This is a genomic window from Lysinibacillus sp. FW301-JW8 (genome assembly GCF_058788755.1).
In genome coordinates this window covers 1-5,315 of the sequence record NZ_JBYTBB010000127.1, presented here as the reverse complement: position 1 = coordinate 5,315, position 5,315 = coordinate 1, and the positions used below count along the sequence as shown (strand labels likewise).

Below are 5,315 nucleotides of genomic sequence, written 5' to 3'. Positions count from 1 at the left end.
TAGAGGCTCCATGTCAAGCCACTTCATAACAAAATCGCCCTTAAAGGATTTGTTCAAATTAGTGTTGACATTCCACTATTTAAACTAACAGAAGGCTTTAGTTTAATAAGAATCAAACAACTTTATTAAAGAATTTTAAGTACAAATACCTTTTAAATGTATTAGAAATTCATCAACTTTAAAGAGCCTTACTATACTAGATGTAGCAAGGCTCGTATATTTTCAAAACACTCCCTTTTTAATTTCATATGAACAGTTGCGTCACTCAAAAACGAGTGGCGTATTTTTATTAGAAAGAAGGTGGTTACTTGCTTACTGTTACGGACGGATCACAGGTTGAACCTTTAATAAAAATCGGCACAGACTTTAAAATGGAACAAATAGTAGACGGTACTTTTACAGTATCGTTTTCTTGTTTTCCTAGTAAAAATAATCCTGGTTACGAACTACTAAAGTCTGAATCAATCATCACTTTGGATGGTAACGATTTTCGTGTGAAGGTTTTTGCTGACAATGTTTATAGCAAATCGGTAACGGCATTAAGTATTTTTTATGACCATTTAAAAACATATAGGCATGGCATATTTGAGGGTAATCACACTTTAAATAATCACATTAATTTTGCTTTACAAGGTACATGGTGGACATTTACAGCAGATGCAAATATCGCAAATATCACAAATTATATACGTTCATTTGGAAATGATAACGTTATTAAATTAGTACAAAAATATGCAAGTACCATGAGTGCGAATTTTAAATTTTGCCTAATAAGCAACTGTATTTTGCTAAGGAGATTGGTGGCAATTACGACTATCAATATCGTTATAAGCACAATATTTCTTCTATTGTACTACAAGAAGATACAACCAATTTTAATAACATCTAGTGTCTTTTTCGGGAATTCACTTCCGAAGTCAATAGAAGATACACTTGCCAACCAAGAAGAAAAAATAGGCGACACCAACGAATATATTGATGAAACAAAAGGTGAATTAAAAGAAGAAATTGAAGTAACTAAAGATAAATTGCAAGGTGAATTTAGAAGCGAAATAAAGAAAACGGATAATCGTATAACGTTAGAAGTAGAACATATCAATACTTCCATTGCTTAAAGCTGATAATATTAATTTATCTGTAAATAATCGTATCACAAATGAAGTTTCTGCAATTGACGTGAGAGCCGGAAGAATTGAAATAGCTGTTTCTAATTTAGATAGAGACACTAAATCTGCTATAAATGTAATGCAAAATAGTATCAATTTAAAAGTAGACAAAGGTGGCTCTATTACTGATATTAATTTGAGTCCAGGTGTTGCGACAATTAATGCTAATAAGATAAACCTTAATGGTGCAGTAATGGTTAGAGGTACTATTTCTGGTGCTACAAGTATAGATGTTACTGACAATATTAAAGTAGGAAACTATCTAACAATAGGTGATAAATATGATGGCGAATACGAGATTATTTTTGGCGACTCAGCTAAAGGTATGGCTATCAGAGGAGATAGAGATGATTCTATCGTTTTAATTGCTGTAAACGGTGTAAGTGTTCCTTCTGGTTACTTATTTGTAGGTGGTCGCTCAGTATTATTAACCAATACAAGTGGAATGCGATTAGATTGGAATGGTGCTTCTGGCGGTGCTTCAGGTGGTCGACTTTATGTTCACACAGAAAGTGGTCAAGTAGGATATATAGAAATTAAAGCATAATATGGAGAATGATAACTATGAATTATCAAGTACAATTAAACAATGGGCAGGTAATTAACTTAAAAAATGCTGAGTTTGATGCAGGTGTATTCACGGCAACATTAAATGATCAAAAGATAAACTTTTTGAACAATAGTGGGGCAATCATTAATAAACATATAATCATTAGTGTATTGCCAGTAGACGACGCAGGAACGCAAGCATAGGCTTAGCGTTATTTTTTATTGTCATATTTAGCAGGTTTACGCTGTTTTCTGTAGAATAAATAAATGAAAACACTAAAAAATGGAGAATTAAAATGCTTAAGAAATTTTTGTCTTTTATTTTTATTATTACCTGTCTTGTTGCATGTAGTGACGACAAAACCAAAATTAAAAGTGTTGAGTGGGAAAAATACCTTAATTCAAAATTTGGCTTTTCAGTGAACTATCCGCCTGACTGGCATATTGGAGAAGAGTCAGATAATGAAGATGGTATTAATTTGTATGTTGGAAATCCAGATGTACATATTCTCACCTACGCATCACATTATATGGAAGAGATATCTGACCCTTATGAAAGTGCTAGAAATTTTGGATTCGATATTCAGAGAATAACTTTGGATAATGGTAAGAGTGCAGATCTTATACTAGGAAAATTAGATGAAAAGGTACATTATGAATTAGTCTTTATTGACAATGATGTTATTTATAATGTAAACGCAGAAGTATCAGAATCATTTTTTGAAAAAAATGAAGATATACTACTTAAAGTTGTAAAAAGTTTAGATACACTATAGCACACTCAGTTGAGGGTGCTTTATTTTCCCGAACGCTTGGGAATTTGAAAGGATACGTCAATAAGAGTCCTTTTTATTTTGAAAAAGGAAGTGTTCAGAAAGATGGTATTATTTAGGAATCGCACTTAAAGGATTTGCAGAATGGTACAATGACCACTGATCGTTTAATTGGTCTGTACATTACTATTCAACAGCGTAGAAATGATAAAAAGAATCGGAATTAGGACGGTACCTGTTGAATTTAATCATAAAAATACTAAATACCAGGCTCAAAATAAATGAGTTCCTGGGTTTTTTTGAGTTATTCATATAATTATTGTTCGATATGTTTTTCTACTCTCTTACATATTCACGTTAAATGTTTTTTATTCCTTACAATTTGATGAGTAATTATCAACATATAACATGATAAGATTACAAAAATATATAATTTATCTATAAAATGTAAATGTTATGTTTTTGTATAGGTATGGTTGTTATACTTAAACCACTATACCAGAAAAATCATAAGTAGGGATTTAATGTAATTTTGATTTTTTGTGTATGGTGATTAGATTAAAAAACTTTTACGAAAAGGGGTTTTTAAAAATGGTTAAGGAAGTTAAGGAGAGAGTATCAACAGTTATATCATCTAATAAGCCACAACCAGGTCAAAATTGGCGATCTAGTGGAGATTTTTCAACATTGAACTTGCCAGCAGGTACGAAGAACCTGTATTGGGAGATAGCGGATGGGACTCCTAATCAGGAATCCATTGAGTTTGATGTAGCGGAAGACAGACGGGGTAGCGACCATACCGTCTTAACTAATGTACAAGACGGTATGTATACACAAGTAGTCTCAAGTGGTTACCTTTATATAGGGAATCCTAGGGGCGCAAGTTCAGATTTCACGATTACCGTTTATGCAGTATATAGGGAATAAGAATAATTCCTCACTTTTAAATCTCAAATTAAAACCAGAGAAATGATATTATCCCCTTTAGGTTGACAGTGTGAAAAAGCCCATTGTTATAATGGACCTTTCACGGTGAACTGGAGGGGATTTTTCATGGCTAAAAAAGGGCAGACGTTTCAACGGTATACGGTAGAATACAAAGTAGAGGAAGTTCAACTTTATCGGTAGGTGTATTTTATGTGGAGTCCAAGTTCACCAGTTGAAAACTTTATTGCACAGGTGGTTAAAGCTGGTATTATTCAGGAATCGCATAAAGAATGGTACAGTGACCACTGATCGCTTAATTGGCTTGTATATTACGATTCAACAAAGACGAGGTAAATAATACATTTGTTCAGAAGTTGTATAGAGTGAAGTGGTATTTTATAAATGTTGATTCTCTTATTTTATAAAACCTAGGTACTCAATTAATTTTGAACCTGGGTTTTTTCTAATTATTGGGAAGAATGTTTTTCTTTAGCCCATTTTTTAGGAGTTTATTGATTTTGAATAACTTATTAGAGAAGTCGAATAATGACAGAAAATGTAAAACTAAAAAATTACTTTTTTCCATTAATTGGGTTATAATTGAGATGAAGTTCATATTGAAGTTATTAACATTTCAAAAAATGAGTTGCAATTGGAAAGCAAAACTAATCTCGCACATGGGGAATGGGTATCCACACCTACCAATGTTCCAGCAGGCGGTGATGAGAAATTCAGAGCAGATTCCGATGGTTTTATGACAGGTGTTGAAGGTACTATTTTTTATAAAGTGCCTGATGGTGAAATAGCTCTGTATTTTGATAATCCTTATGTAGGTTCTAACGATTCCAGTGCACATAGTTCGTCACCAACTACTCAAGCTAGGGCCATTGGTGGTAGTGGAGATTCTTGCGAAGTGACTTATATAATTTCCAATAAATAAACGATTATTAAAAAAACCAGCAAAGCTGTTTTTTAGCTGAGCTGGTCTTTTTGTGTTTATTCACCTTGTAATTCCTCTGTATCTGAAGAAAAAACCAAAAAAGAGTAGCTATAAACCCTTTTTTAATTAATTTTATTCCAGAATCGCGCGTTTACTTCTATTTTTTTGATATCTTTATATTCACTTGTTCTTTCTTAGAAGATACGTAGTCCAATACTTATGAGAAAAATAGCTGCAATTAAAAAGAAGGGAATGAAAAAGGTTCTAAAGCCTGACCGCATAGAAATTCCTCTTGCTGGATCAACTCCTACTAGTACTCCTCTATGAACTCTTCCATGAATATCTCTGACTTCTACAGCCTGACCTTGGTGTCTACATAGTTGATGCATAGTAACCCTCCTTTCAGAAGCGAATTTTACTTAGGTTCCTACAATAATGAGTAGAACAAACAATACAACAATTAATGCAAAAAAAGTTATCGTTACTTCTCACAGATCAAATCACGTAAGGGAAAATTAAAAGGGTCACACGGAGGAGAGTGACCCTTAATTAAGATTTGAAGGTGTAAAGGATAATTATATTTTACCCTAATAATTATGAGCACTAGGAGCGGTATTGGATTTAATATTTAATGAAACTAACGCCGACAATAATTAAAAGAATGAATAGAACAACAATTAGAGCAAATGATGAGCCAAATCCATAACCACCGCCATATTCAGACATTATGATTTCCCTCCTTTCTATAATCTATTATCTATAATATGAGTGGTTGATAAAATGAACTGCGATAAATATCTACTTAATAAATTTATTTAAAAAAATAAATATCTTTGTTATATATCAAGAGAATTAAAAAAAGGTCACTCTTGTAAAAGTGACCTCATAGTGTTGAAAAACTAAATGGTCAAGGGACTCTTTGTGAACACTACTAAGTCAAATGAAGGTGATTTCCGTTCC

At 32.6% G+C, this 5,315-nt stretch carries 9 protein-coding genes; 6 read left to right on the top strand and 3 right to left on the bottom strand.

Annotated elements, in window-relative coordinates:
- Positions 1-308 precede the first annotated feature (308 nt).
- The 6 genes from AC3WOM_RS26435 to AC3WOM_RS26410 all read left to right on the top strand — a co-directional run bounded on the left by AC3WOM_RS26435 (position 309) and on the right by AC3WOM_RS26410 (position 4,355).
- The gene (locus AC3WOM_RS26435) at positions 309-1,115 is read left to right on the top strand and encodes a hypothetical protein (RefSeq protein WP_492449101.1); all 807 of its coding nucleotides are present in this window, start codon (positions 309-311) and stop codon (positions 1,113-1,115) included.
- A complete protein-coding gene (locus AC3WOM_RS26430; RefSeq protein WP_492449098.1) occupies positions 1,108-1,713 on the top strand; it encodes a hypothetical protein in 606 nt (201 codons plus the stop codon). The genes AC3WOM_RS26435 and AC3WOM_RS26430 overlap by 8 nt, the downstream gene beginning before the upstream one ends.
- A gap of 17 nt (positions 1,714-1,730) precedes the next feature.
- Positions 1,731-1,919 carry a hypothetical protein gene (locus AC3WOM_RS26425; protein WP_492449095.1) on the top strand — a complete coding sequence of 63 codons (189 nt, stop codon included), beginning with the start codon at positions 1,731-1,733 and terminating at the stop codon, positions 1,917-1,919.
- Positions 1,920-2,011: 92 nt separating this feature from the next.
- On the top strand, positions 2,012-2,491 hold the full coding sequence (locus AC3WOM_RS26420) for a hypothetical protein (RefSeq protein WP_492449093.1): 480 nt from the start codon (positions 2,012-2,014) through the stop codon (positions 2,489-2,491).
- Between the two features lie 588 nt (positions 2,492-3,079).
- A complete protein-coding gene (locus AC3WOM_RS26415; protein WP_427549091.1) occupies positions 3,080-3,415 on the top strand; it encodes a DeoR family transcriptional regulator in 336 nt (111 codons plus the stop codon).
- Between the two features lie 616 nt (positions 3,416-4,031).
- Positions 4,032-4,355 carry an aegerolysin family protein gene (locus AC3WOM_RS26410; protein WP_492449107.1) on the top strand — a complete coding sequence of 108 codons (324 nt, stop codon included), beginning with the start codon at positions 4,032-4,034 and terminating at the stop codon, positions 4,353-4,355.
- 194 nt (positions 4,356-4,549) lie between these two features.
- Here the strand turns inward: AC3WOM_RS26410 and AC3WOM_RS26405 are convergent, their stop codons facing one another.
- The 3 genes from AC3WOM_RS26405 to AC3WOM_RS26395 all read right to left on the bottom strand — a co-directional run bounded on the left by AC3WOM_RS26405 (position 4,550) and on the right by AC3WOM_RS26395 (position 5,081).
- Positions 4,550-4,744, bottom strand: coding sequence for a hypothetical protein (locus AC3WOM_RS26405; RefSeq protein ID WP_427549095.1), 195 nt, complete (start codon positions 4,742-4,744; stop codon positions 4,550-4,552).
- A 30-nt stretch (positions 4,745-4,774) separates the two neighbouring features.
- Positions 4,775-4,834, bottom strand: a complete 60-nt coding sequence (locus AC3WOM_RS26400; protein WP_492449104.1) for a YjcZ family sporulation protein — start codon at positions 4,832-4,834, stop codon at positions 4,775-4,777.
- Between the two features lie 142 nt (positions 4,835-4,976).
- Positions 4,977-5,081, bottom strand: coding sequence for a YjcZ family sporulation protein (locus tag AC3WOM_RS26395; protein ID WP_492449089.1), 105 nt, complete (start codon positions 5,079-5,081; stop codon positions 4,977-4,979).
- Between the last annotated feature and the right edge of the window lie 234 nt (positions 5,082-5,315).